Raw genomic sequence first — 26494 nt, 5'->3', positions numbered from 1 at the left:
CCCCGCGACCCTCCGCGACAGCGGAAAAACGGATGACCGCAGCGACCGCCGCGAACCGGAGCTTACCATGCCCGACGCGAACACCGCCCTGCTGGCGGCCCGTCCTTCCCGAACCCGCCTTTCCACCGCCACCCTCGACCGCCTGGCCCCGGCCGTCGAGCGCCCCGCCTACGACCGCGCCGCGGTGACGCCGGGCATCGTCCATATCGGCCTCGGCGCTTTCTGCCGCGCCCATCTCGCCACCTACACCGACGATGTTCTGGCGACCGGTGACAAGAGCTGGGGCATCGTCGGCGTCGATCCGCTGTCACCGGCGATCCGCGACGCGCTGAAACCGCAGGACTGCCTCTACACCCTGCTGGTGCGCGAGGAGAACCGCGACCGGCTGCGCGTCATGGGATCCTTCCTCGACGCCATGGCCACCGCCGACCAGCTGGACGAGGTGCTGGCGCTGATGGCGAAGCCGGAGATCCGCATCGTCACCCTGACGGTGACCGAGAAGGGCTATTGCCAGGACGCCGCCACCGGCGCGCTGGACGAGGCGCATCCGCTGATCCGTGCCGACCTTGCCGATCCCGCCAAGCCGCGCAGCGTGCCGGGCCTGCTGGCGGAGGCGATCCGCCGCCGCCGCGCCGCCGGGGTGGCGCCCTTCACCGTGCTGGTCTGCGACAACCTCGCCCAGAATGGCATCAAGGTGCGCGGCATCGTCGTCCGCTACGCCGAACTGTGCGATCCGGACCTCGCCGCCTACATCGCGGAGCAGGTCGGCTTCCCCTGCACCATGGTCGACCGCATCACCCCCGCCACCCAGGACGCCGACCGCGCCACGGTGGAGGAGGCGACCGGCTGCCATGACGAGTGGCCGGTGGTCAGCGAGCCCTTCAAGCAATGGGTGATCGAGGACCGTTTCCCGCTCGGCCGCCCGGCCTGGGAAAAGGCCGGCGCCATCATGGTCGAGGACGTCCACCCGTTCGAACTGATGAAGCTGCGCTGCCTGAACGGCGCCCATTCGCTGCTGGCCTACCTGTCGGTGGTCGCCGGCATCGAGACCATCGCCGGGGCGATGGCCGACCCGCAGCTGCCGGCCGTCGTGCGGCGCCTGTGGGCGGAGGACCTGATCCCCACGCTGCCCCCGGTGCCGGGAACCGACATCCCCGCCTACACCGCGGCGCTGGAGGCACGCTTCCGCAACCCCGGCATCCGCCACCGCACCCTTCAGATCTCCTCCGACGGATCGCAGAAGCTGCCGCCGCGCCTGCTGGAACCGGCGCGCGAGCTGTTCGCCGCCGGCAAGGTCCCGGCAGTGATCCCGCTGGCCGTCGCCGCCTGGATGCGCTTCCTGGCGCAGAAGGACGAGGCCGGTGCCGCCTATGCGGTCGCCGATCCGATGGCGGCACTGCTGACCGGCATCGCCGGCACCCATGGCGACGATGCCGGCGCGCTGGCGGCGGCGCTGTTCGCCGTGGAGGACATCTTCGACCCCTCACTGGTCGCGGAGGACGCCTTCCGCAGCGCGGTCGTCCGTCATCTCGACAGCCTGATGCGCGTCGGCGTCGCCAAAACGCTAAGCGGCTTCCTCGCGACCCTCTGACCGAAGGGCGGCTTCCGCCCACCCGCACCCCTATTCGAAAGGACATCATCATGCAGGAAACCTGGCGCTGGTTCGGCCCGGACGATCCCGTCACCCTGGAAAAGGCCCGTCAGGCCGGTGCCACCGGCATCGTCACCGCGCTGCATCACATGAACCAGGGCAGCGTCTGGACGCCCGAGGAAATCCAGAAACGCCGCGCCATGATCGAGGCCGCCGGCCTGACCTGGGACGTGGTGGAAAGCATCGGCGTCGGCGAGGAGATCAAGACCCGCACCGGCGACTTCCAGACCAAGATCGACAATTACAAGCAGTCGATCCGCAATGTGGCGCGGGCCGGCATCCCGGTGATCTGCTACAACTTCATGGTCATCACCGACTGGAGCCGGACCAACCTGATGCACCGGCTGCCGAACGGCGGCTATGCCCTGCGCTACGACAGCGTCGATTTCGCCGCCTACGACCTGTTCGTGCTGAAGCGCCGCAATGCGGAGGCCAGCTACGACCCCGCCCATGTCGCCGCCGCCAAGGCGCGGTTCGAGGCGATGACGGCGGAGCAGGTGGCGGAGCTGGAGCGCAACCTGATCGACTGGCTGCCGGCCCGCGACTTCGCCTATGACCGCGACAGCTTCCGCGGCATGCTGGAGCTGTACCAGGAGATCGGCGTCGAGGATCTGCGCGCCAACCTGATCGAGTTCCTGCGCGAGATCACCCCGGTCGCCGAGGAAGAGGGGGTGCGGCTGTGCATCCACCCCGACGACCCGTCCTTCCCCATCTTCGGCCTGCCGCGCGTGATGTCCACCGCGGAGGATGTGCGGGCGCTGTTCGCCGCCGTGCCGCAGGAGGCCTGCGGGCTGACCCTGTGCACGGGGTCCTTCGGCTCCAACCCGAAGAACGATCTGGTGGCGATGGCGAAGGAGTTCGCCCCGCGCATCCACTTCGTCCACCTGCGCAACACCACGCACGAGCCGGACGGCTCCTTCTATGAGGCCGACCATCTCGGCGGCGACACCGACCTGATTGGCGTCGCCACGGCGATCATCGACGAGGAGGCCCGCCGCCGGCAGGCCGGCCGCGCCGACGCCCAAATCCCGATGCGCCCCGACCACGGCCATCTGCTGGGCGACGACATCGGCCAGACGATGAACCCCGGCTATTCCTTCGTCGGACGCCTGAAGGGCTTGGCCGAACTGCGCGGCGTGATGCGCACCATCGAAGCCTTCCGCGACAAGCGGGTCGCCTGACCTGCTGTTGGGCCGGAAGCGGGACCTCTCTCCAGTGCGGGGAGGGAGGTCCCGCCTCCGTCCGGCCTTTCCCATTCATTCCTAATGAGAGACCCTACGGCGGTACCGCTCTTCCGTTCTGCCTCACGGCGTCGGCGGCGACCAAGCCAGTTCCGTCATCGGTCTGCTCTGTCTGAGGGACTCGTACACCTGCGCACCCTCCCCGCGCTCCGTCCGGCACAGCATCATCAGAACTTCCGAATCCGCATTGACCGAACTGCATGCCGTCGCGTCCCCAGTGCAGGTCGGCCGCATCTGTGGCGCCAGCCACCTGCCGGGCTGAGCCTTCTGTGCGGCCTGCAGGAAAGCCGCCATCGTCTTGGCGCTCTCCGCTTCGCTGCCAGTGTTGCGCACAGTGAACAGCGTCGAGCGCACGCCGCCGGCAAGAGCTCCCGAGGTCATCAGTTGAGCCACGCAGAAGCGCTCGCGCAGCGGGGCAGCCATCGGGGCCGGCGCATCGGCATAGACGGCGCCCGCCGGCAGCGCCGGGGTGTTGCTGGCGACCGGCCCCACGACCAGCTCGCGCAGTTGGCGTCCGCGCCACAGCTTGACAAGCACGCTCTGCCCATCCGGCACCAGGCCCAACACGCGGCGCATCTGCATCGGATCGCCCATCGCCACGCCACGGACCTCGAGAATCACATCGCCCGGCCGGATACCCGACACATCGGCCGCCTGCCCCGGCATCAGTTCCATCACCAACAAGCCGCGCGGAGCCTCCAGCCCCACCGCCTGCGCCGTCTGGGCCGTCACCGGGGCCACCGATATTCCCACCCTGCCCTGCGGTTCGCTCGCCGGTGCCGGTGCCGATCCGGGCGACGTGCCGACCGCGGTTCCTCCCAAGCCCGGCGATCCGGCGGCGGTGGCAGGAGGCAAGTGGGGGCTCGCTCCCGCCGACGCACCCGAACCGGAAGCCGGACAGCGCTGTTCCGTCATGACCTGGCGCAAGGCCTGGATGTTTACCGACATCGATTGGCGGTACTCCGGCGGTGTCGATGACAGGCTGTCGGTGTTCGTTTGCAGCAGCATCGCCAGCGCTTCACAGCTCGTGCCGCGATAGTATGACGCCGTCTCCGCCACCTGAGATGCCTGCGACGGCGCGCCAGCCGCGCCCACGGCACCTATCGCCAGCCCGACGGGATCGACTGCACAGCCCGACAGCATGCCGGCCCCCAAAGCCACCACAAGCGCTGCCATCCATACAGGAGCCCCTGTGCGAACACGCTGCATCGAAACGCTCTCCCCCGTGCATTCACTGAAGGTTTTTTGCAGAATCCCTGACCCAGCTGGATTTTCGAGATGGAGTGGCCAACCCGTCTATTCCGGGTTGCAGTGTGCCCGCTCGAAAGCGGTAATAAAAGTGGCGAATGACGCGAGTCACGTGGTCCAGCAGGACCGAAGCCGGCACGGTCAGCTTCATCGACACGACACAGGTTCGCGCAAGTTTCGGGCGAGTCTGGCGGGTCTGGGCGGGGACACAGCAGTCAGGCCCTTCCGCTGCTACGATCTGCGGCATGGCTTTGCGGTGCGGGCGCTTCAGAACGGCTGGGACAGCTGCGCGCTATCAAAGCAGCTGGTTCATAGCAATGTGAAGACACCGGACATTTATCTGGGGTATGTGCCAGACAGGGACAGCACAAAAACCGGCACAGATATAACGGTTCGCCAGGAGTTTCAGATCTCTGCGACCGCTAAGGCTGCCCACTAAGGTAATGATTGTTGTGGAAACCACGCGGTGGCGGAGGGGATGGGATTCGAACCCACGATAGGGCTTTAAACCCTATGACGGTTTAGCAAACCGTTGCCTTCAGCCACTCGGCCACCCCTCCAGCCAGTGCGGTTTCCCGTGGGTCACCGCTGGCGTGGGGAGGGTTCTAACGGCCGGCCGAACCCTTGTCAACGCTTACAAATCCAAAAAAACGCTTTTCCTGAAAATCGCAGAGAAGAGACAAATCTGTATAAAATTTTAGGTACTTTTTAACGGAAGGCGCTTATGATGCCACCATGAGCAATAAAAAGCCCGGGTGCCGAACGACTCGGTCGCGTGGGGACTGATCCCGACCAAGCCCCGCCGGTCAGTGACGCCGCACCCCGTCGCCGTGGAGGATGCCATGACCCTGTCACGCCGTTGCGCCGAAACGCTGATCGACCTCGTCGAGATCAAGCTGAGCTGCCTGGAAATCACCGACCGCGAAGACCAGCGCGAAAAAGAGCTGCTCCAGCGCTGCGTGCAGGAGCTGACCGCCGAGCTGCGCGGCGAGAACGGCGCGCTCGCCAACTTCGCGGCGCCGAAGCGTCGCGGACGGCGGCCCAAGCATCTGCAATTCCACGAACTTCACGTCGCCTGACCGAACCTGCGTCTGATCGGCCGCCCTGCCGCAGGGCTGCGCCACGGGTTCAGCCCAGGGCCGGCTCCGCCGCGACGGCCGGTTGCATCGCCGGGGCTTCGCGGGGCAGCTGGATGGTGAAGCGGGTCCCCTGCCCCGGCCAGGACTGGACGGACACGCTGCCGCCCAGCGGGCCGGTGACGGTGTTGAAGACGATGTGCAGCCCCAGGCCGGAGCCGCCCTGCCCGCGCTTGGTGGTGAAGAAGGGGTCGAAGACCTTGGACAGGTGCTCCGGCGCGATGCCGGCGCCGTCGTCGATGAAGTCGATCCGCACCCGCTCGGCCCCATCCGCCTGCGCGGTGATCCTGATCGTGCCGGCCGGCTTCTCGACCAGGCGGTCGCCGCCCCGATCGCCGCCCCGGTCCCCGTCGCCATAGGCATGCACGACGGCGTTGATGACCAGATTGGTCAGCACCTGCCCCAGCGCGCCGGGAAAGCTGTCCATCGTCAGTTCGTCGTCGCACTCCACCGCCACCCGCAGATTGGTGCGTTTCAGCCGCGGACGCAGCGAGAACAGCAGCTCCTGGATATAGCCGCCCAGTTCGAACACCCGCCGGTCGCCGGAGGACTGGTCGACCGCCACCTGCTTGAAGCTCTGCACCAGTGACGCGGCGCGGTCGATGTTGGCCATCAGCAGGCGGCTGCTCTCGCTGAGACCATCCAGGAACTCCAGGAACTCCGACCGGCGCAGCGCGTTGCCGGTGAAACGGTCCCGCAGGACCTGCGCCTGTTCGCCGATGTGGCTGGCGGCGGTCAGGCCGATGCCGATGGGTGTGTTGATCTCGTGCGCCACCCCCGCCACCAGCTGGCCGAGCGAGGCCATGGTCTCGGCCTGGATCAGGCTCTCCTGCGCCTCCCGCAGGTCGGCCAGAGCCTGCTCGGCCTCTTCCCTGGCCTGGATCATCGCCGACTCGGCGGCCTTGCGGTCGGTGATGTCGTAGAGCCAGGTCAGCAGCGCCGCTTCACCGTCCAGCTCGATGCTGTTCCACGAGGACAGGACCCAGACGACGCTGCCGTCCGGCCTGCGGAACCGGATCTCGGCATTGCGGAAGGCGCCCTCCCGGTCGAATCGGGCGATCAGCGCCGCGCGGTCGGCAGGTTCGGCATAGAGATCGGCCACCGGGGTTCGCATCAGTTCCGAACGGTCGCGGCCCATCAGCCGCACGGACTGGGCGTTGCAGAACAGCCAGCGGCCGTCGCGCGTGGTGACGTTCACCGCGATGGGGGCCGCCTCCATGATCTTCAGCAGCCGTTCCTCGCTGGACCGCAGCCGCTCTTCCTGCCGGCGGGCCTCGGTGATGTCGGTCATGATGCCGGCATAGCGCACCGCCCGCCCGGTGTCGTCGCGGAAGGCGCGGCCCTTGGCGGCGATCCACACCCAGCCGCCCCCCTCGTGCCGCAGGCGATAGCTGTAGGCGTAGGCCGAGGTCTCGCCGGCCAGATGCGAGGCGATGTGGGCGAGAACCCGTTCGCGGTCATCCGCGTGCAGCCGCCTTTCCCAGAAATCGGGCGGCATCGCCGGGCGCGTGCGATAGCCCAGCATGCGCGGGAAGGTGTCCGACCACCAGCAGGTGCCGGCCACCAGATCGGCATCCCAGACCGCGGCCCCGGTGGCCTCCAGCGCCATCTCCAGCCGTTCGCCGATGTCCGGTTCGTGGAGGGCATGCGCCGGCCGGGCGCCGGCAGGATCGGCGGGGTGTGGCGACGATGGATGGCGGACCGCCCGGCGACCGGCATACCGGCCCACCAGCACCCCGAGCAGACCGCCGACAGCACCAGCCGCCAGCGCCAACATCACCGGCTCCGCCGCCATGGTTCCTCCACCGTTTCCAGCACTGTGACGGCGGAAACCGGGAAAATTCAACTGCGGCTTTACCGTAACGGCGGGTGGCACCCAAGAAAAAAGCCCCTCCGCCGAACGGAGAGGCTTTCTTTCGGGCAAGACGGCAATTTCCGTCCGCCGACAGGGACAGGCAGATTAGCCTTTCAGTTTCTTCATCAGGATTTCGTTGACCATCGCCGGGTTGGCCTTGCCCTGGGTCGCCTTCATCACCTGACCGACGAAGAAGCCGAACAGCTTGTCCTTGCCGCTGCGGAACTCCGCCACCTTGTCGGGGTTGGCGGCCAGCACGGCGTCGATGGAGCCTTCGATGGCGCTGGTGTCGGTGACCTGACGCAGCCCCTTCTTCTCGACGATGTCGGCGGCCTTCTCGCCGGTCTCGAACATCGTCTCGAACACTTCCTTGGCGATGCGGCCGGAAATGGTGTTGTCGGCGATCAGGTCGATCAGGCCGCCGAGATTTTCGGCGGACACCGGGCTTTCCTCGATCTCCTTGCCGGCCTTGTTCAGATAGCCGAACAGCTCGCCGGTGACCCAGTTGGAGGCCAGCTTCGGATCGCGGCCCTTGGCGACCGCCTCGAAATAGTCGGCCTTCGACTTCTCCGAGACCAGCACGCCGGCGTCATAGACCGACAGCTTGTAGTCTTCGATGAAGCGGGACTTCTTGTCGTCCGGCAGTTCGGGCAGCGTCTTCTTGATGTCCTCCACCCACGCCGCATCGAGTTCGAGCGGCAGCAGGTCGGGGTCGGGGAAATAGCGGTAATCGTGCGCCTCTTCCTTCGACCGCATGGAGCGGGTCACGAACTTGGTCGTGTCCCACAGCCGGGTCTCCTGGTCGATCTTGCCGCCGTCCTCGATGATCTCGATCTGGCGGCGCGCCTCATACTCGATGGCCTGCATGACGAAGCGGATCGAGTTGACGTTCTTGATCTCGCAGCGGGTGCCGAAGGCGTCGCCCGGCTTGCGCACCGACACGTTGACGTCGCAGCGCATGGAGCCTTCCTCCATGTTGCCGTCGCAGGTGCCGAGATAGCGCAGGATGGAGCGCAGCTTGCGCACATAGGCGCCCGCCTCCTCCGAGGAACGCATGTCGGGTTCCGACACGATCTCCATCAGCGCCACGCCCGACCGGTTCAGGTCGATGTAGGTCTTGGACGGGTGCTGGTCGTGCAGCGACTTGCCGGCGTCCTGTTCCAGATGCAGGCGCGTGACGCCGACGGTGCGGCTGGTGCCGTCCGGCAGGTCGAGCACGATCTCGCCCTTGCCGACGATGGGCTGCAGGAACTGGCTGATCTGATAGCCCTGCGGCAGGTCGGCATAGAAGTAGTTCTTGCGGTCGAAGACCGAGTGCAGGTTGATCTCGGCCTTCAGGCCCAGACCGGTGCGCACTGCCTGTTCGACGGCATATTCGTTGATGACGGGCAGCATGCCGGGGAACGCGGCGTCGACGAAGCTGACCTGGCTGTTCGGCGCGGACCCGAATTCGGTGGCGGAGCCGGAAAACAGCTTCGCGTTCGAAATCACCTGGGCATGGACCTCAAGCCCGATCACGACTTCCCAATCGCCCGTTTCACCCTGGATGTACGACATCGTTCCGCTCTTCGACGTTCACGGCACGGGACGGGACGGGCATCGCCCTGATGAGGACGCCCCGGCCATACCCTTGGAATCCTGTTTCTTCTAGCGCCCTTTGCGGTCGCGCGCACGCTTTATCGCGCCGCATCCGTCCCGCCCCCATTCCGACCCCCGCTCCTCCCCCTCCTACCCCCATTGTGTGGCCCGCCACAGACATGCCGTTAACCCTCGGGCAAGCTTTGACCGCCACGCTGGGTGGAGCGAGCGCGGGAGGATGCGATGTTGGTGCGGAAGCTGCTGCGGAGGGTCGGGTTCGGTGCCGGTTTGGGCGCCCTGCTGATCGCGGGTGCGGCACTCGGCCATGCCGCGACCCAGCCGGACGGCCTGTCGCTCAACCCCGCCGCCTCCGCCCCGGCTGCCATCGGTCCCGTCACCGTCAATCCGGTGCCCGCGGCCCCGTCTTCGGAGTTCCCCGACGCGGCGATGTCCCGCAACGACCAGGGCGACGTCACTGTCCTGCGGCTGGACGGCATCATCACGCCGGGGGCGGAACGCAGCTTCCTCGACGCCCTGCACGCCCTGCCGGCCCGCCGCCCGCTGGTGATCGAGTTGTCCAGCCCGGGCGGCTTCACCGCCGCGGGCTACCGGATGATCGACGCCGTCCTGGCCGAGCGCAAGGGCGGACGGCCGGTCGCCACCCGGGTGCGTGACGGCGACTCCTGCGAAAGCATGTGCGTCGGCCTCTATCTGGCCGGCTATCCGCGCTACGCCGCCCCGCGGGCGGAGTTCATGGTGCATGCCCCGCGCATGGCGGAAAATGGCCGGATGACCCTGCGCTCCACCCAGATGATGGTCGAGCGGCTGGTGTCGCTCGGCGCCTCGCAGAGCTGGATCGAGCGGGTGAAGGCCGAGGGCGGCTTCTCCGGCGCCCGCGACCATCGCGAAACCGCCGACCGGCTGACCGCCGACGGCGCCAACATCGTCACCGACCTGCTGCGCTGAGCAGCCCGTCGGCGACCGCCTCCGCCGAGCGACCGACGATCCGCTCATAGACCTCCGGGTCGGTCGCCCCCTCGGTCCCGAACACCAGCACCCGCGCATCGGGAACGAGGCCCAGCGCCAGCCTCACCTCCTCGTGGGCGGCGGCGCAGAGCAGCCCGGCCAGCCCGGCGACGCCCGACTCACCGCCCACCACCGGACGGCCGCCATGCCCGCCGTCCGCCAGCTTGCGCATGGCGGTGACCGCCCCCTCGTCGGGAATGGTCAGGAAATCGTCGGCACCGCGCTCCAGGATCGCCCAGGCCAGCAGCGAGACCTCGCCGCAGGCGAGCCCGGCCATCACCGTGTCGAGGTCGCCCTCCGCACGCGTCGGCCGGCCGGCGACGGCGCTCCGGTACAGGCAGTCGGCATTGTGCGGCTCCACCACCACGAAGCGCGGGCGCTGGCGTCCCCAGCTTTCCCACAGATGGCCGCAGACCGCGGCGGGCAGCGCGCCGACACCGCCCTGCACGAAGACGTGGGTGGGCCGTTCGCTGGCGGGAAGCTGCGAGATCGCCTCCTCCACCATCACGGTGTAGCCCTGCATCACGTCGCGCGGCACATCCATATAGCCGGTGTAGGAGGTGTCGGAGACGACGAACCAGCCTTGTGCCGCCGCGTCGGCGGCGGCACGGCGCACCGCGTCGTCGTACGGCCCGTCCACCACCACCACCCGCGCCCCGTACGCCTCGATGGCGGCACGGCGGCCGGGCGTACAGGCGGCGGGCACATACACCACGCAATTGCAGCCGAACACCTGTGCGCCCCAGGCGACCGAGCGGCCATGGTTGCCGTCGGTGGCGGTGGTGACGGTCAGCGTCCGCGTCACCTTGGCATAGCGGCCGACGACCAGATCCAACGCTGTCACCGGCACGCCGGGCACCCGCGCCGTCACCTCCCGCGCCAGCAGCCGCAGCACGGCGTACGCCCCGCCCAGCGCCTTGAAGCTGCCGAGCGCGAAGCGGGCGCTCTCGTCCTTGTACCAGAGGCGGTCGATCCCGGTCTCCCGCGCCAGACCCGGCAGGGAGCGCAGCGGGGTGGGCGTGTAGCCGGGCCAGGCGCCGATCTCCGCCATTGCCTCCTCGAAGGCGGCACGGCTGAGGATCGCGCGTTCCGACGGGCCGTAGACCCGCTCATGGTCGGCATTGGGATTGGAAAAATGGCGCGGCAGGCAGGGGGAGACGACGGTGTGGGGCATGGCTTCGCTCTCCGGGCCGGCGACGCCGTCGGCGACGGCAGTTTCCACGACCGGATACAACGACACCAGAAGCCATCGCCCGCCGTCAAGACGCCAGCGCAAGCGGGGCTGCTACCGAATGAAGCATCGATTAAGGGAAGGCGCCGCAACGGAAAAAGGGCGCGGTCAGCGCTTCCATTCGCGGCTGGACTTGATGAAGTCGGTCAGGGTGACGCCGATCTTGTCGTCGATGATCGCAACCTCGCCGCGGGCGACCAGAACGCCTTCGACATAGACGTCGGTCGGGTCCTTCAGATGGCGGTCGAGTTCCACGACGGCACCGCGGCCCAGCTTCAGGAGGTCGCGGACACGGAGCATGGCGGTGCCGATGACGACCTTGATCTCCACCGGCGCGTCGCCGATGGCGAAGGACGAGGCGTCGCCGTCGTTGGGATCGGGCGCGCCGAGCAGGTCGTCGATGTTGGCCATGGCTGTCCAAGCTCCCGCGCCGGAAAGGGGCGCCTTCCTATACGAACGGGACATCCTACACCCCGGACGGGTTGGCCGGCAACGCCACCGACTGGCCGGGATTGCGACAAGATTGGGCTTTTCCCGCACCGCAGCTTCGCCCACACTGATTCGCCCATACTGGCAGCCCGCCCGCCGCGGGGGGCATCCGCCGGCCTGCCGGGCAATCCGTTGCGACCGAGCAACGATCACGGCAGGGCAAGGCAACCGACCAACCGGAACCGGGTTCACCCTGATGACCGACAGCAGCATTTCCCCGCTTGTGGACGCTTCCTGGCTGAAAAGCAGGCTCGACAGCCCCGGCATCGTCGTCCTCGATGTGCGAACTCCGCCCGCCGGCGGCTTCGTTCCGGGAGCGGTTCATTCCGACTACGCAACGGCCGGCTGGCGGACTGTGGTCGGTGGCGGGGCCGGGATGCTGCCGGAGCCGGGGGTTCTGGCGGGATTGATCGGCGGGCTGGGGATCGGCAACGGCGACCATGTGGTGCTGGTCGCGGCCGGTGCCAACGCGTCCGACATGGGCAACGCCACCCGCGTCTACTGGACCTTCAAGATGCTGGGCCATGACGCAGTGTCGGTGCTGGACGGCGGTTTCGCCGCCTGGGTGGCAGCCGGCGGGCCGGTGACGCCCGAACCGGCGGTGCACAAGCCGACCGGCTTCGTTCCTCACCCGCGCGCCGGCCTGCGCGCCACCGTGGAGGATGTCGAGGCCGCCATGAAGGCCGGGGCCGTGCCGCTGCACGATGCGCGGTCGGCCGAGCAGTTCGCCGGCAAGGCCAAGAGCCCGCAGGCCCGTGCTCCCGGCACCATTCCGGGCGCCGTCAATTTGGACATCGCCCCGCTCTTCTCGGCAGCCGAACACCGCTTCGCCACGCCTGACGCGGTGAAGGCGATGGCCGACCGGGCCGGCCTGCCCTTGCACGACCAGCCCATCACCTTCTGCAACACCGGCCACCTCGCCTCGGTGTCCTGGTTCGCGCTCAGCGAGATCGCCGGCGTGCCCGGGGTACGGCTCTATGACGGCTCGATGTCGGAATGGAGCGCCGATCCCGAGCGGCCTTTGCAGACAGAGGGGTGAGGCAGGAGGATACTTGGAGAGGAGCAGGCGTGTTCGGCAAGATCGACACGGATTTCACGGATTAAAACACGGATTTCACGGATCGCTTCACTGCAGCGTGCAGCCCCACCGCCAGCCCGCAGCGAAGCAAGTCAAAAAGAAAATCCGTGTAATCCGTGTCTAAATTCGTGACATCCGTGTAAATTTTGCCCGACAAAGCAACACGACGACAAAGCTCCATCCCCCCAACTCACGCTTTCGCCCGGCGGCGGCGCAGACGGCCAAGGTCGCTGCGCCGCACCAGCCCCAGCAGCACCGCAGCCACGGCATAGACCGTCAGCCCGACCGCCGCCAGCACAACCAGGCCGCCCAGCCGTTCCACCACACCGGCGGCACCCAGCCAGGGGGCGAGCCGCTCGGTCGCCAGCCACAGGGCGCCGGCCATGGCGACGGCGGCGATGGCCATGCGGGGCAGATTGCGGGTCAGCCGCGCATCCGCCCGGAACAGGCCGCGGCGGTGCAGCAGCAGCGCCAGCAGCCCGGCATTGACCCAGGCACCGACGGAGGTGGCGACCGCCAGCCCGACCTGGGCCAGCGGCCCCATCAGCGCCAGCTTCAGCGCCACATTGATGCCGACCGCCGCCAGCGCCACCCGCACCGGTGTCGCCGTGTCGTGGCGGGCATAGAAGCCGTTGACGAGGCTGCGGATCACCACGAAGGCCGGCAGGCCCAGCGCATAAGCTTGCAGGGTGAGGGCGGAGGCCGCGGCATCCGAGGGGCCGAAGGCGCCGCGCTGGAACAGCACCGACAGGATCGGCGTGCCCGCCACCAGGAAGGCGATGGCGGCCGGAAGGGTCAGCACCAGCGACAGCTCGATGGCGCGGTTCTGGCTGTCGACCGCGCCGGCCTCGTCGCCGCTCTTGATCCGCTTGGACATTTCCGGAAGCAGAACGGTCCCGACGGCGATGCCGATCACCCCCAGCGGCAGCTGGTTCAGCCGGTCCGCATAATAAAGGTAGGACACCGCCCCGGTCGGCAGGGCCGAGGCGATCAGCGTGTCGGCGAACAGGCTGATCTGCGTCAGGCCGGACCCCAGCGCCGCCGGCCCCAGAACCGCCAGGAAGCGCTTCACGTCAGGCGACAGGCGCGGCATCACCGGCCGCAGGGTCATGTCCGCCCGTCTTGCATCCCAGGCCAGATAGAGGAACTGCGCGACACCCGACGCCAGCACGCCCCAGGACAGCGCGTGCCCGGCCGTCGGCATCAGCGGCGTACCGATCACCAGCGCCGCGATCAGGCACAGATTCATCAGGATCGGTGCGGCGGCGGCCGAGCCGAAGCGGCTCATGCTGTTCAGCACGCCGCCATAGAGCGACACCAGCGAGATCAGCAGCAGATAGGGGAAGGTGATGCTGGTGAACAGAACGGCGAGCCGGAACTTCTCCGGCTCGTCGGCGAAACCGGGGGCGAAGACCGTCATGAATTGCGGCATGAAGGCCAGCACCGCCAGCAGCAGCACCAGCTGCACGATGACCAGCAGGGTCATCACCTCGTCGGCGAAGCGGCGGGCGGATGCTGCCCCGTCCTGCACCAGCTTGCCCGAGAACAGCGGCACGAAGGCGGAGTTGAAGGCGCCCTCGGCGAACAGGGCGCGGAAATGGTTCGGCAGCCGGAAGGCGACGAAGAAGGCATCGGCGACCGGCCCGGCGCCGAGCAGCGCCGCGGTCAGCACGTCGCGCAGGAAACCGAGCACCCGGCTGGCCAGGGTCAGGCCGCCGACGGACAGGATATGACGGAACACGATGGCAGGGTCGCTTCTGTGATGCGGATGATGCCCGGCGGCATCCTAGCGATGCGGCCGCGTTCGTCATAGGATCGCGGCCCGCATTCGTCCAGAACGCATCTCATTCCTCCACGGTCGAAGGCCCCGACATGCCGCAGCAGCAAGCCCTCCCCCTGACCTACCTGGAAGCCGGCGAAGCCAATGGCGGAACGCCGATGCTGGTCCTGCACGGCCTGTTCGGATCGGCCCGCAACTGGCAGACCCTGGCCCGCCGCTTCGGCGAATCGCGACGGGTCTATGCGCTGGACCTGCGCAACCATGGCGGCGCGCCCTGGGCCGAGGGCATGAGCTATCCGGAGATGGCGGCCGACGTGCTGCGCTTCCTCGACGACCGCGGCTTCGCCCGCGCCACAATCGTCGGCCATTCGATGGGCGGCAAGACCGCCATGGCGCTGGCGCTGGCTCATCCCGACCGGGTGGAGCGGCTGGTGGTCGCCGACATCGCCCCGGTCGCCTACACCCACACCCACGCCCCCTTCGTCGCCGCGATGAAGGCCGCGAAGCTGGAGGGCGCCACGCGTCGGCCGGAGGTGGAAGCCCAACTGGTCGATGCCGTGCCGGAGGCGCCGCTGCGCTCCTTCCTGATGCAGAATCTGGTGCTGGAGAACGGCGCCTTCTCCTGGCGGATCAACCTCGATTCCATCGGCGCGAACATGGGCAAGCTGATCGGCTTCCCCGATTTCGCCGACGCCCGCTATGATGGGCCGGCGCTGTTCATCGGCGGCGGCGCGTCGGACTACATCCGGCCGGAGCATCACGACGCCATCCGCCGCCACTTCCCCAAGGCGGAAATCCGCATGATCAACGGCGTCGGACACTGGCTGCACGCCGAACGTCCGGCCGAATTCGCCGCAATGGTGGAAGGATTTCTCTGATTTCCGGTTCGAATGCGCGCATCCGCGCGGGGTTGTAAGCCGAAGCAGATATTGCATCGCCCGGACGTCGGGGCTATCAAGCCTGCGCGCCTTAAAACGCGGCCTGCGAGACAACGCGGCTGCCATTCCTCGAAGGATCGACCGATCATGAGCGTCATCACCGAGATTCACGCCCGCGAAATCCTGGACAGCCGCGGCAACCCGACCGTGGAAGTCGACGTTGCGCTGGACAGCGGCGCCTTCGGCCGCGCCGCGGTGCCGTCGGGCGCCTCCACCGGCGCCCACGAGGCGGTCGAGCTGCGCGACGGCGACAAGTCCCGCTTCGGCGGCAAGGGCGTGCTGAAGGCGGTCGAATCCGTCAACGGTGAGATCTATGACGCGCTCGCCGGCCTGGACGCCGACGACCAGCGCGGCATCGACCTTGCGATGATCGACCTGGACGGCACGGAGAACAAGAGCCGTCTCGGCGCCAACGCCATCCTGGGCGTGTCGCTGGCGGTCGCCCGCGCCGCCGCCGAGGATGCCGGCCTGCCGCTCTACCGCTATGTCGGCGGCGCCTTCGCCTCGCTGCTGCCGAGATCTGGAAGGAGCGGACCAGCCCCATGCGCGATGTCGGCCGGCTTGGTGCGGGTGATGTCGCGGCCCTTGTAAAGGATCTGGCCGCGCGTCGGTGTCAGGAACTTGGTCAGCAGGTTGAACACCGTGCTCTTGCCGGCGCCGTTCGGGCCGATCAGCGCGTGGATGGTGCCGCGGCGAACCTGGAGGTTCACCTCCTTCACCGCCACGAACCCCTTGAACTCCTTCGTAAGGCCACGCGCCTCCAGGATGATGTCGTCGGTCATCGGCGATGCGGTCTCCTTGCCATTCGTCGGTCGTGCAGCCCCGGCCGCCGATTCCATGCGGGATCGCCGGCCGGGGTGTCCATTTCAGTCTCCGCCCGTCAGCCCTTCGCCCGTCAGCCCTTCACGAGGGGGCACTTGCTTTCGGACAGCGGCAGGAACGCGTCGTTGCCGGGGATGGTGCTGAGAATCTTGTAATAATCCCAGCGCCCCTTGGACTCCGCCGGGCTCTTGACCTCGACGAGGTGCATGTCGTGGACCATGCGGCCGTCGGTGCGGACCTTGCCGTTGCGTGCGAACATGTCCTCGATGGGCATGGTCTTCAGCTGGTCGACCACTGTCAGGCCCTTGTCGGTGCCGCTGGCGTCGATGGCCTTCAGGTAATTCAGAACCGCCGAATAGACACCGGCCTGCACCATGGTCGGCATCTTGCCCTCATGGCGTTGGCCGAAGCGCTTGGCGAATTCCCGCGTCCGCTCGTCGGTGTCCCAGTACCAGCCGGTGGTGATGATCATTCCCTTGGTCACGTCGAGGCCGAGGCTGTCGATGTCGGTCAGGAAGACCAGCATGCCGACCATCTTCTGGCCGCTCTGGGCCAGGCCAAACTCGTTGGCCTGCTTCACCGCATTGACGAAGTCGCCGCCTGCATTGGCGAGCGCCACCACCTGCGCGCCCGATGCTTGCGCCTGAAGCAGGAAGGAGGAGAAATCCGGCGTCGCCACCGGCGCCCGGACCATGCCCAGGACCTCCCCGCCGGCTTTCTTCACCGCGTTCGCCGTGTTGGTTTCCAGGCTGCGGCCGAAGGTGTAGTCGGCGGTGACGAAGAACCACGACTTGTTGCCCTGCTGGGTCAGGGCACGGCCGGCGCCATTGGCGAGCGCGTAGGTGTCATAGGTCCAGTGGACACCGGTCGGAGAACATTTCTCGTTGGTCAGTTCGGTGCTGCCCGCGGTGGAGTTCAGGTGGACCCGTCCGGTCTCGCGCGTCACCTCCTGCACCGCGAGCGCCGCGGCGGAGTTGCCGACATCGACGATCACATCGACCTGTTCGCGGTCGATCCACTGGCGGGAGACGCTGGCGGCTATGTCGGCCTTGTTCTGGTGGTCGGCGAAGACGACCTGGACCGGCGCGCCCTTGACCTTGCCGCCGAAATCCTCCACCGCCATCTGCGCGGCCACCACCGAACCGCGGCCGGCGAGGTCGGCATAGATGCCGGTCATGTCGTCAAGCACGGCGATCTTCACCACATTGTCGGAGATCTGCGCCTGTGCCGTGCCGGCCGATGCGCCGATCGCGGCGAAGGCGGCGATACCCGCGAGCAGAGCGGTCTTGAGCGTCTTCATGCGTTTGTCCTCCCGGTTCCGGTTGATTTGAAGAGTCGTCTCAGCCTTTGGCCGCCGCCGCGTCACGCAGCAGGCGACCGAGCAGGAACTGGTCGCTGTCGCCATGGGCCAGCCTCGTCTGGTCGGCCTGGGCGTCGATGGCCCGCTTGGTCATGCGCAGGGCCAGCGGCGGGACCACCGCCGCGTCGCGCGCCATCCGCAGGCTTTCGCCGACCGCGGCGCCATCCTCCGCGACGAGGTCCGCCAGCCCCCAATCGAGCGCCAGCGCCGGATCGACCCGCAGGTCGGTGAACAGCAGCCGCTTGGCCCGCGCCGGACCGACCAGAGAGACCAGGCGCGGCAACCCGCCCCAGGCGAGGTTGAAGCCGAGCCGAGCCTCCGGCAGCCGCAGATGCGCGCCCCGTCCGAAGACCCGCAGGTCCAGCGCCAGCGCCAGCACGCCGCCGCCACCGACCGCCGGCCCCTCGACGGCGGCGATGGTGAGTTGAGGAACCGCCGCCCAGGCGTCGCACAGGGCGCGTCCGCGCTCGACCGCGGCGTGCTGTTCCAGCACATCCGCACCGGTAGGCCAGAGCAGCGGATCGGACAGGTCGATTCCGCCGGAAAATACCGTGGCGGTGCCGGTCAGCACCACCGCCCGCACCGTGGTGTCGGCACGCAGGCGGTGGGCGACGCCGGTCAATTCCTCCATTGCCGATGCGCTCAGCGCGTTGGCCCGCCCGCCGCGGTCGTAGCGGACCAGCGCCACCCCGTCCGCATGCTCGATTGAAACGAGACTCATCCCGTTTGCTCCTCCCCATCAGGGCTTCGCCAGCCCCGCCGGCCGTTGTCGTCGATGTCTCCTGCCTAACATTCTACTGAGTATGTTGCAATCTTTTGATTGGCGGTGCAAACATATCGACGGCAGCCGCCATCACGGGCGCGAGGCCCGTGGTCCGGACAGGGTTTGACAAGAACAGGGAGGGTTTTCGGCGATGCACGGCGATGATTGGGTGCGGATCCCCACGGCGGACGAGTGCGTGCTGCGCAATCTTCTGGAAGGTCAGGCCGCGCGGCAGCCCGACGCGCTGTTCGTCGCCTTCTGGCGGGGCGAAAGCTGGAGCTATCGCGAGACGCTGGAGCGTGTCCGCCGCCGCGCCGCGGCCCTGCGGGCGCAGGGGGTCCGCCAAGGCGACCATGTTCTGTGCTGGATGGGAAACGGGCCGGATCTGCTGACCGCCTGGTTCGCCATCAACTATCTCGGCGCGGTCTATGTGCCGCTCAACACCGCAAGCCGCGGGCGCCCGCTGGAGCATATGCTGGACAATGCCGGGGCCTCGATCCTCATCGCCCATGCCGCCCTGATCGGCCGTCTGGCGGAGATAGATCGCGGGCCGCTGGTCAGGATCCTGACCGTCGGCGCGGCGGATTCCGACCCGCCGGAACTACCCGGCGTCACCGTCGCGCCGCTGGTCGATGCGCCGGCCGATGCCGATCTGACCCTGGCGCTCGACCGGCCGATCCAGCCCTGGGACCCCCATGCGATCATGTACTCGTCGGGCACCACCGGAGCCGCCAAGGGTGTCGTGACCTCCTACGTGCAGATTTACACAATGGGGCCGGACGCCTTCGACAGCATCGCGGCAGACGACCGCTGCATGATCTGCGGGCCGATTTTCCATTGCGGCAGCACGCTTTACGTCTATTGCATGCTGGGCAAGGGCGGGTCCCTGGCAATGGTTCCGGAGTTCCGGACGCCGGACTTCTGGGGGTCGATCCGCGACTCCGGCAGCACGGTGGTCCTGCTTCTGGGCATCATGGCGAATTTCCTGCTGAAGGCGCCGCCGGATGCGCGGGACCGCGACCATACTCTCAAGAAGGTTTTCATTGTCCCGTTCGGCGAGGACGCGCCCCGATTCGGTGCGCGCTTCGGTGTGGAACTCCACACCGTCTACAACATGACCGAGATCGCCAGCCCCCTGACGGCCGGGCCGCGGACCGCCGGGCCGGACGGGATGGTGCCGGGCCTGTGCGGCCGCGCCAGACCCTGCTTCGAACTGCGGGTGGTCGACAGCAACGACGCCGAGCTGCCGCCGGGCACGGTCGGCGAACTGATCGTCCGCTCGCACCGGCCCTGGGCGCTCGGCTCCGGCTATTACCGGAACCCGGAGGCGACGCTGGCGTCCATGCGCAACGGCTGGTTCCACACCGGCGACGCCTTCCGCATGGAGGCGGACGGCCGCTTCTTCTTCGTCGACCGCCTGAAGGACGTCATCCGCCGCCGTGGCGAGAACATCTCCTCCTTCGAACTGGAGGCGGAGATCTGCGCCCACCCGGCGGTGCGCGAGGCGGTGACGGTCGCCGTGCCCAGCGATGTCGGCGAGGATGAGGTTCTGGCGGTCGTCGCCCCAATCCCCGGCGCTGCGATCGACCCTGCCGAACTGGTCGGTTTCCTGGCAGCCAGGGTGGCGCACTACATGGTGCCGCGCTATGTCCGCGTGGTGGAGGAGCTGCCCAAGACGGCCAGCGGCAAGCTCCAGAAGCACATGTTGCGCGCCGACGGCCTGACGGAGGATTGCTGGGACCGCGAGGCCGCGGGCATCCGCCTCAAGCGCGAAAGGCTCGGCTGAGAGGCGGTCGAACGCATCGGGTTTTCGAGGATGGCGGAGGCCCCTTCCCCCATGATGGGTAAGGGGCTTTCCCTCATGCCGGCGCGTTCAGTCCCTGCATGATCGAACCCACGATCTTGTCTGCGAGGATCTCGCGGTCGTCACGGGTCTCGGCCGGGCGGGGGCGGTACCAGATCGACAGCCAGTTGATGGCGCCCAGCGCCACCTTGACCGCCACCGACACGTCGCTGGTGCGGATCGAGCCGTCCTCGACCCCCTCGTAGGCGACCCGCTTGAACAGGCTTTCGAAGTCGTTGCGCACGGTCATCAGCTCGGCCAGCGTGCGGCGCTGCTCAGGCGTCGTGGCGCCGAAGCGGTGCATCTCGACCCCCTGCACGACCACCGCCTCAAGCGCGAGATTCTCCATCATCGACAGGGCGTGCTGGCGGAACATGGCGCTCAGGCGCTTGGCCGCCGGCTCCGGCCCCTTCATCACCGGGGTGACGGCCTCGAAGTTGCGCCGCATTCCCTCGCGGTGAACGTCGAAGAACAGCTCCGTCTTCGAGCGATAATAATGGTAGATGCGCCCCTTCGTTGCACCCAGACGCCGTGCCACATCGTCGATGCTCGTCGCGTGATAGCCCTGCTCCATGAAGCATTCGGCGGCGGCAATTAGAATATCGATGTTCCCGGTCTTGTCGATGCGGGGTGACAGCTGGCTCTTTTCACTGCTCATCGTCCAGTTCCAACTCGATTATTTCGTCGGCGGTCAACCCGCTCCGTCCACATCGTCCCTTCGCGGCACCCCGGCAATGGCCGCTCACGCGAAGCTAGGACCAATCCATCCCACAGGCAACATTTCTGCCTGGACAGAGCGGGCGGGCTCACATACTACTTGGTAGGTTTTTTGTGCGTGACGCAAGCAAACTTTGCGGCGAGCGCACCCGACCGAAGGCCAGACGGATATGGCCCACACGACCACGGCCCAAACGAACATGGGAACGCGCCCAATGAACGAAGCCATTCCCGCCGGGGATCTGGAACTGCGCGTCGGCGGCGAGATCGGTGTGTCGCGCTGGTTCGCAATCGACCAGACGCGCATCGACTCCTTCGCCGACGTCATCGACGACCGCCAGTTCATCCATGTCGATCCCGAACGGGCAAGCCGCGACACTCCCTTCGGCGGCACCATCGCCCATGGCTTCCTGTCGCTGTCGCTGCTGACCGCGATGGGCGAGGGCGTGCTGCCGACGATCGCCGGAGAGGCGATGGTCATCAATTACGGCTTCGACCGCGTCCGCTTCCTCGCCCCGGTCAAGTCCGGAGCGCGGGTCCGTGCCCGCTTCGTGTTGAGCGAGGCGACCCGCCGGTCGGATCGGGAACTGGTCGCGCGCTATGCGGTGACGGTGGAGATCGAAGGCGGCGGAAAGCCGGCCCTGGCGGCAGACTGGATCATCCTGACCCACTTGAAAGAACAGGTGAACGCAGCATGAGCATTCAATCGAACGGAATCGGTCCCGACGGCATCCGCTTCGACGGGCGGGTCGCCATCGTCACCGGGGCGGGGAACGGGCTGGGGCGCGGCTACGCGCTGGACCTGGCGGCGCGCGGCGCCAGGGTGGTGGTCAACGACCTGGGCGGCGGGCGCGACGGACGCGGCGCCCCCGACAACGCCGAGACCGCCGCCGAAACGGTGGTCGCGGAGATCCGCAGCCGGGGCGGCGAGGCCATCGCCGACGGCGCGAATGTCACCGACCCGGCGCAGGTCGCCGCCATGGTCGAGCGCACCGTCGGCCTGTGGGGCCGCATCGACGTGCTGATCAACAACGCCGGCATCCTGCGCGACAAGAGCTTCGCCAAGATGGAGCTGGAGGATTTCCGCTCTGTCGTCGACGTGCATCTGATGGGGGCGGCCAACGTCACCCACGCGGTCTGGCCGATCATGCGGGCGCAGGGCTATGGCCGTGTCCTGATGACGACCTCGACCTCGGGCGTCTACGGCAATTTCGGCCAGTCGAACTACGGCGCGGCGAAGGCCGGGCTGGTCGGGCTGATGAACGTCCTGCATCTGGAGGGCATCCGCAACGGCATCCACGTCAATGCGGTCGCCCCGACGGCGGCGACCCGCATGACCTCCGACATCCTCGACGAGACGGCGCTGGCCCGGCTGAACCCGGATTTCGTCACCCCGGCGGCGCTGTTCCTGGTGTCGGAGCAGGCGCCGAGCCGCACGGTGATTCTCGCCGGCGCCGGCACCTACGCCCGGCTCGCCATCGTCGAATCGGACGGCGTCTTCCTGCCCGAGGGCGAACGGACGCCGGAGGCCGTGGCCGCCCGCTTCGCCGGGATCGCCTCGCTCGACCGCCAGCACGAGATCGACGCCGGCCTGAGCCATGTCGACCGCATCCTGAAGCGCGCGGCGGACGCCGCCGGCTGACAGTGGGGAGAAGACCGGTGAGAGAAGCCGTCATCGTATCGACCGCCCGCACGCCCATCGGCAAGGCCTACCGCGGCGCCTTCAACGACACCCAGGCGCAGGCGCTGGGGGGACACGCCATCGCCCATGCCGTCTCCCGCGCCGGGATCGATCCCGCCGAGATCGACGACGTGGTGATGGGGGCGGCCCTGCAGCAGGGCGCCACCCACATGAACATGGCCCGGCAATGCGCGCTGCGCGCCGGACTGCCGACCTCGGTTGCAGCGCAGTCGGTGGACCGGCAATGCGCCTCCGGCCTGATGGCCATCGCCATCGCCGCCAAGCAGATCGTCGTCGACGGCATGACCGTCGCGGTCGGCGGCGGGCTGGAATCGCTGTCGCTGGTGCAGACCGACCGCATGAACGTCGAGCGTTGGCGCGATCCCTGGCTGGTCGAGCACCGCCCCGACGTCTACATGGCGATGATCGAGACGGCGGAGATCGTGGCGGCGCGCTACGGCGTGCCGCGCGAGGCGCAGGACGCCTACGCCGCCCGCTCCCAGGCGCGCACCGCCGAAGCGCAGGACGCCGGGCGCTTCGACGCGGAGATCGTGCCGCTCACCACCGCCATGACCCGCCTCGACAAGGCGACCGGCGAGACCACCCGTCATACGGTCACACTGGACCGTGACGAGAGCAACCGGCCGGACACCACCTTGGCCGGGCTGTCGGCGCTGAAGCCGGTGTTCCGCGACGGCCAGCAAATCCGGGAAGGGCGCTTCGTCACCGCCGGCAACGCCTCGCAATTGTCGGACGGGGCGTCGGCCAGCGTGCTGATGGAGGCGGCAGAGGCCGAGCGCCGGGGCCTGCACCCGCTCGGGCTCTACCGGGGCATCGCGGTCGCCGGCTGCGACCCCGACGAAATGGGGATCGGCCCGGTCTTCGCGGTGCCGAAGCTGTTGAAGCAGCACGGCCTGACCGTCGACGACATCGGGCTGTGGGAGCTGAACGAGGCCTTCGCCGCGCAGGCAATCCACTGCCGCGACCGGCTCGGCATTCCCGACGAGCGGCTGAACGTCAACGGCGGTGCCATTGCCGTCGGTCATCCCTATGGAATGTCGGGCGCCCGCCTGGTCGGCCACGCCTTGATCGAGGGCAGGCGCCGGGGCGTGCGCCATGTCGTCGTCACCATGTGCGTCGGTGGCGGCATGGGCGCCGCCGGCCTGTTCGAAGTCGCCTGAGCCCCCGGAAACGAACCAGAGACAGGGAGGAACCCTCATGGACCGCAAGCACGACACCCGCGCCTCCTACCCCCATTTCCAGATCGTGCCCACCCGGTGGATGGACAACGACGCCTATGGCCATGTCAACAACGTGGTCTATTACAGCTACTTCGACACGGTGGTGAACCAGTACCTGATCGAGAACGGCGCGCTCGACATCGAAACCAGCCCGGTGATCGGCTTGGTGGTGGACACCGGCTGCAGCTATTACGCGCCGGTCAGCTTTCCCGACCGGGTCGAAGCCGGGCTGCGCGTGGCGCGGCTGGGCACCAGCAGCGTCCGCTACGAAGTCGGGCTCTTCCGCAACGACGATCCCACCCCGGCGGCCTGCGGCCATTTCGTGCATGTCTACGTCGATCGCGAGACGCGCCGCCCCGCAGCACTGCCGGAGAAACTCCGCACGGTGCTCGGGCGGCTGGTCACGCCGGCCGAAACCGCATGACCCCTTTCCGGTGAGGACCGAGAGATGATGGACTTCGTGTTCGAAACCACGCGCAAGCTGGTGTGCGAGGTGGGGGCGGCGGCCCGGCTGGGTGAGATGGCCAAGGAGCTGGGCATCCGCCGCGCGCTGATCGTCACCGACGCCGGTCTGGTGGCGGCCGGGTTGCTGGAGCCGGTCGAGGCCGGTTTCAAGACCGCCGGCACGGCATGCACCCTGTTCTGCGACGTGCTGGCCGACCCGCCGGAAGAGTCGGTGGCGCTGGCGGTCCAGGCGGCGCGCGCCGCCGGAGCCGACGGGGTGATCGGCTTCGGCGGCGGCAGCTCGCTCGACACCGCCAAACTGGTCGCCCTGCTGGCCGGCACGCCGCAGGACCTGCCGGATATCTACGGCATCGGCCTCGCCAAGGGGCCGCGCCTGCCTCTGATCCAGGTGCCGACCACCGCCGGCACGGGATCGGAGGTGACGCCGATCGCCATCGTCACCACGCCGACCAGCGAGAAGAAGGGGGTGGTGTCCAGTCTGCTCTACCCCGATCTGGCGGTGCTCGACGCCCGTCTGACGCTCGGGCTGCCGCCGCGGGTCACCGCCATGACCGGCATCGATGCGATGGTCCACGCCATCGAGGCCTACACCACCCGCCACAAGAAGAACCCGCTGTCCGACAGCCTCGCGCTGCGGGCGCTGGGCTTGCTGGGCGGCAACATCCGTGCCGTCATCGCCGACGGGCGCGACGTCGCCGCCCGTGCTGCGATGCTCCAGGGCTCGCTGCTTGCCGGCATCGCCTTCGCCAATGCGCCGGTCGGGGCGGTCCACGCCCTGGCCTACCCGCTGGGGGGCCATTTCCACGTGCCGCACGGACTGAGCAACGCGTTGATGCTCGGACCGGTGCTCGAGTTCAACCGGCCGGCGGCCGGGGAGCTCTATGCCGAACTCGCTCCGGCGATCATGCCCGGCCGCTCCTTCGCCACACCGGACGAGGCGGCGGCTGCCTTCATCGACGCCATGCGCGATCTCGTTGCTGCCATGCCGATGGAGCAGCGGCTGGAACAGCTTGGCGTGCGGCAGGACGATCTGCCGATGCTGGCGGCTGACGCCATGAAGGTGCAGAGGCTTTTGATCAACAATCGGCGCGATGTCCGCTACGACGATGCCTTGGATCTCTACAGACAAGCATGGTGAAGAGGCGGTTCCAATCGGGCGGCATTGTCACATCAACTCGATTGCGACAACGAAGGCGTCCAACCTGACCCGCTTTCCCAAGCTGCTGGCGGCGGCATGATTACGTCCGGTTGCTGTTCCGCGAAGTCGGCGGGCGATACCAGTCCACTTATGGCCAGGTGACGGCCAGCCTGACGGGCCGGCCGGCCGGCCGCCGGTGGACTCCGCTCTCACGCCGAATTGCGCGCCAAAGTCAACGGAACCCGTCACGCTCCCAGGGCAATCGCATTTGAGATTTCAAGCGGCGACATCGCGCTGCGAATGCCCTTCTCCCCTTGCGGGAGAGGGGCTTGATCAGCAACCCAATCCAAATGCGATGACCCCGTCACGCTCCCCCATCCTGCCGCTTGTAGAGGAGTTCCAGGCAATCCAGATTCTCGTGCAGCTGGCGAAACAGATTGCCGGGATCGCTGACCGCCTTGCGCTGATCGTCCGTCCGCAAAAGGCTATGCACCGCCAGATCCGCCAGAATCCCGGCGACCTCCCTGGCCGTCTTGCGCCCGCCTTCGTGAAACCACCATGTCGTCCAGCTGCACATGCCGATCAGCGCGAAAGCGGCGACGCGGGGGTCCACCGGACGGAACAATCCCTGCTGGATCCCTCGTGCGATTTGCGTCGTGAAATGGTCGAGCACGGCCCGTTTGGAGCGCTCATGCACCGCGCGCAGGTCGTGGGGCAGTTCCACCTCGGTCCGATCGACGACCCGGAACTGAAGGGCGTGCGAGAGGAGAAGCTCCACATGGCCGCTCACCATGGAGCGCAGGACCTCGACCGGATCGTCGTCGGTCCGGGCTGAGAGCATGGCGGATTGCCGATCGCTGACGACGGTGACCTCCTCCACCAGCGACGCCAGCACCTCTTCCTTGCTTTTGAAATAGTAATAGAGCGCCGTGCGCCCGACGTTCAGCGCGTCGGCTATATCCTGGAAGCTGGTGCCTGCGAAGCCGCGTTCGGCGAACAGCTTTGCCGCCGCGTCGAGCACGCTCTGGCGCAGCAGCGCCTTCCGGCCGGTTTCCGCTTTGGCCGATGTCCTGCCCACCCCGTCCTCCTATCCGGTTTCCCCACGCCGCAGGATGGGAGGTTTTGACGGGAACGTCAAATTTTTGAAGCGTTGCCGGACGAGGCTTCCCAATCCCAAGGGGCATCGAAGGCTTTGAAAACATTGCCCTGAACG

22 protein-coding genes, 1 tRNA gene and 2 pseudogenes are annotated in these 26494 nt (G+C 67.8%); 13 read left to right on the top strand and 12 right to left on the bottom strand.

Annotated features, from left to right (window positions below):
* The first annotated feature begins 67 nt into the window (after positions 1-67).
* Positions 68-1591, top strand: coding sequence for a mannitol dehydrogenase family protein (locus CRT60_RS15000; protein ID WP_098737870.1), 1524 nt, complete (start codon positions 68-70; stop codon positions 1589-1591).
* Positions 1592-1641: 50 nt separating this feature from the next.
* Entirely contained in the window at positions 1642-2832 is a 1191-nt protein-coding gene (uxuA, locus tag CRT60_RS14995) for a mannonate dehydratase (RefSeq protein ID WP_098737230.1), read from the top strand.
* Between the two features lie 123 nt (positions 2833-2955).
* Here uxuA and CRT60_RS14990 read toward each other — a convergent pair whose 3' ends face one another.
* Together CRT60_RS14990 and CRT60_RS14980 are read right to left on the bottom strand one after the other, a co-directional pair.
* Positions 2956-4068 (bottom strand): PDZ domain-containing protein, encoded by a 1113-nt coding sequence (locus CRT60_RS14990; protein WP_161958059.1) that lies wholly within the window; start codon positions 4066-4068, stop codon positions 2956-2958.
* 539 nt (positions 4069-4607) lie between these two features.
* Positions 4608-4700, bottom strand: a tRNA-Ser gene (locus tag CRT60_RS14980).
* Positions 4701-4982: 282 nt separating this feature from the next.
* Between CRT60_RS14980 and CRT60_RS14975 the strand changes: the two genes are divergently transcribed.
* Positions 4983-5219: a hypothetical protein gene (locus CRT60_RS14975; RefSeq protein WP_098737227.1), complete on the top strand. Its 237-nt coding sequence runs from the start codon at positions 4983-4985 to the stop codon at positions 5217-5219.
* Positions 5220-5268: 49 nt separating this feature from the next.
* Here the strand turns inward: CRT60_RS14975 and CRT60_RS14970 are convergent, their stop codons facing one another.
* Together CRT60_RS14970 and gatB are read right to left on the bottom strand one after the other, a co-directional pair.
* Positions 5269-7071, bottom strand: coding sequence for a PAS domain-containing sensor histidine kinase (locus CRT60_RS14970; RefSeq protein WP_098737226.1), 1803 nt, complete (start codon positions 7069-7071; stop codon positions 5269-5271).
* 165 nt (positions 7072-7236) lie between these two features.
* On the bottom strand, positions 7237-8688 hold the full coding sequence (gene gatB / locus CRT60_RS14965; protein WP_098737224.1) for an Asp-tRNA(Asn)/Glu-tRNA(Gln) amidotransferase subunit GatB: 1452 nt from the start codon (positions 8686-8688) through the stop codon (positions 7237-7239).
* A 264-nt stretch (positions 8689-8952) separates the two neighbouring features.
* Here gatB and CRT60_RS14960 point away from each other — a divergent pair, with 264 nt between their 5' ends.
* The gene (locus tag CRT60_RS14960) at positions 8953-9675 is read left to right on the top strand and encodes a Clp protease/crotonase-like domain-containing protein (protein ID WP_098737222.1); all 723 of its coding nucleotides are present in this window, start codon (positions 8953-8955) and stop codon (positions 9673-9675) included.
* Here CRT60_RS14960 and CRT60_RS14955 read toward each other — a convergent pair.
* Together CRT60_RS14955 and fliN are read right to left on the bottom strand one after the other, a co-directional pair.
* Positions 9656-10975 (bottom strand): diaminopropionate ammonia-lyase, encoded by a 1320-nt coding sequence (locus tag CRT60_RS14955; protein WP_244592511.1) that lies wholly within the window; start codon positions 10973-10975, stop codon positions 9656-9658. The two genes, CRT60_RS14960 and CRT60_RS14955, sit on opposite strands and share 20 nt — an antisense overlap.
* Positions 10976-11074: 99 nt before the next feature.
* On the bottom strand, positions 11075-11377 hold the full coding sequence (gene fliN, locus CRT60_RS14950; RefSeq protein WP_014188019.1) for a flagellar motor switch protein FliN: 303 nt from the start codon (positions 11375-11377) through the stop codon (positions 11075-11077).
* A gap of 274 nt (positions 11378-11651) precedes the next feature.
* Here fliN and CRT60_RS14945 point away from each other — a divergent pair, with 274 nt between their 5' ends.
* Positions 11652-12494 carry a sulfurtransferase gene (locus tag CRT60_RS14945; RefSeq protein WP_098737220.1) on the top strand — a complete coding sequence of 281 codons (843 nt, stop codon included), beginning with the start codon at positions 11652-11654 and terminating at the stop codon, positions 12492-12494.
* 229 nt (positions 12495-12723) lie between these two features.
* Here CRT60_RS14945 and murJ read toward each other — a convergent pair whose 3' ends face one another.
* Positions 12724-14274, bottom strand: a complete 1551-nt coding sequence (gene murJ, locus CRT60_RS14940) for a murein biosynthesis integral membrane protein MurJ (RefSeq protein WP_098737219.1) — start codon at positions 14272-14274, stop codon at positions 12724-12726.
* A gap of 131 nt (positions 14275-14405) precedes the next feature.
* On the opposite strand from murJ, the gene CRT60_RS14935 reads away from it, so the two are divergent.
* Together CRT60_RS14935 and eno are read left to right on the top strand one after the other, a co-directional pair.
* Positions 14406-15191 carry an alpha/beta fold hydrolase gene (locus CRT60_RS14935; protein WP_098737217.1) on the top strand — a complete coding sequence of 262 codons (786 nt, stop codon included), beginning with the start codon at positions 14406-14408 and terminating at the stop codon, positions 15189-15191.
* A gap of 147 nt (positions 15192-15338) precedes the next feature.
* Positions 15339-15767 (top strand): annotated as a pseudogene (eno, locus tag CRT60_RS14930) (phosphopyruvate hydratase); the annotation flags it as partial.
* Here eno and CRT60_RS14925 read toward each other — a convergent pair.
* The 3 genes and pseudogenes from CRT60_RS14925 to CRT60_RS14915 form a co-directional block, all read right to left on the bottom strand.
* Positions 15763-16033 (bottom strand): annotated as a pseudogene (locus CRT60_RS14925) (ATP-binding cassette domain-containing protein); the annotation flags it as partial. The pseudogenes eno and CRT60_RS14925 sit on opposite strands and share 5 nt — an antisense overlap.
* A 113-nt stretch (positions 16034-16146) precedes the next feature.
* On the bottom strand, positions 16147-17373 hold the full coding sequence (locus CRT60_RS14920) for an ABC transporter substrate-binding protein (RefSeq protein ID WP_098737215.1): 1227 nt from the start codon (positions 17371-17373) through the stop codon (positions 16147-16149).
* A 40-nt stretch (positions 17374-17413) separates the two neighbouring features.
* Entirely contained in the window at positions 17414-18154 is a 741-nt protein-coding gene (locus CRT60_RS14915) for an enoyl-CoA hydratase/isomerase family protein (RefSeq protein WP_098737213.1), read from the bottom strand.
* 193 nt (positions 18155-18347) lie between these two features.
* On the opposite strand from CRT60_RS14915, the gene CRT60_RS14910 reads away from it, so the two are divergent.
* A complete protein-coding gene (locus CRT60_RS14910) occupies positions 18348-19982 on the top strand; it encodes an AMP-binding protein (protein WP_098737212.1) in 1635 nt (544 codons plus the stop codon).
* Positions 19983-20055: 73 nt separating this feature from the next.
* Here the strand turns inward: CRT60_RS14910 and CRT60_RS14905 are convergent, their stop codons facing one another.
* Positions 20056-20697 (bottom strand): TetR/AcrR family transcriptional regulator, encoded by a 642-nt coding sequence (locus tag CRT60_RS14905; protein WP_098737210.1) that lies wholly within the window; start codon positions 20695-20697, stop codon positions 20056-20058.
* 274 nt (positions 20698-20971) lie between these two features.
* Here CRT60_RS14905 and CRT60_RS14900 point away from each other — a divergent pair, with 274 nt between their 5' ends.
* Genes CRT60_RS14900 through CRT60_RS14880 form a run of 5 tightly spaced genes read left to right on the top strand, consistent with a single transcriptional unit; the run spans position 20972 to position 25281 of the window.
* Positions 20972-21454 carry a MaoC family dehydratase gene (locus tag CRT60_RS14900; RefSeq protein ID WP_098737208.1) on the top strand — a complete coding sequence of 161 codons (483 nt, stop codon included), beginning with the start codon at positions 20972-20974 and terminating at the stop codon, positions 21452-21454.
* Complete coding sequence (locus CRT60_RS14895) at positions 21451-22398, top strand: SDR family NAD(P)-dependent oxidoreductase (RefSeq protein ID WP_098737206.1); 948 nt, start codon at positions 21451-21453, stop codon at positions 22396-22398. Before CRT60_RS14900 ends, CRT60_RS14895 begins: the two co-directional genes overlap by 4 nt.
* Positions 22399-22415: 17 nt before the next feature.
* Positions 22416-23618, top strand: a complete 1203-nt coding sequence (locus CRT60_RS14890; RefSeq protein WP_098737204.1) for an acetyl-CoA C-acyltransferase — start codon at positions 22416-22418, stop codon at positions 23616-23618.
* Between the two features lie 37 nt (positions 23619-23655).
* Positions 23656-24102 (top strand): acyl-CoA thioesterase, encoded by a 447-nt coding sequence (locus CRT60_RS14885; RefSeq protein WP_098737203.1) that lies wholly within the window; start codon positions 23656-23658, stop codon positions 24100-24102.
* A gap of 24 nt (positions 24103-24126) precedes the next feature.
* Positions 24127-25281, top strand: a complete 1155-nt coding sequence (locus CRT60_RS14880) for an iron-containing alcohol dehydrogenase (RefSeq protein WP_098737202.1) — start codon at positions 24127-24129, stop codon at positions 25279-25281.
* Between the two features lie 364 nt (positions 25282-25645).
* On the opposite strand, the gene CRT60_RS14875 is transcribed toward CRT60_RS14880, so the two are convergent.
* Positions 25646-26359: a TetR/AcrR family transcriptional regulator gene (locus CRT60_RS14875; RefSeq protein WP_098737201.1), complete on the bottom strand. Its 714-nt coding sequence runs from the start codon at positions 26357-26359 to the stop codon at positions 25646-25648.
* Positions 26360-26494: the final 135 nt, after the last annotated feature.

This window comes from Azospirillum palustre (genome assembly GCF_002573965.1).
GTDB classification, from domain to species: Bacteria; Pseudomonadota; Alphaproteobacteria; order Azospirillales; family Azospirillaceae; genus Azospirillum; species Azospirillum palustre.
Note: the sequence above shows the minus strand (reverse complement) of the source record. Positions and strands in the feature narration are given on the sequence as shown.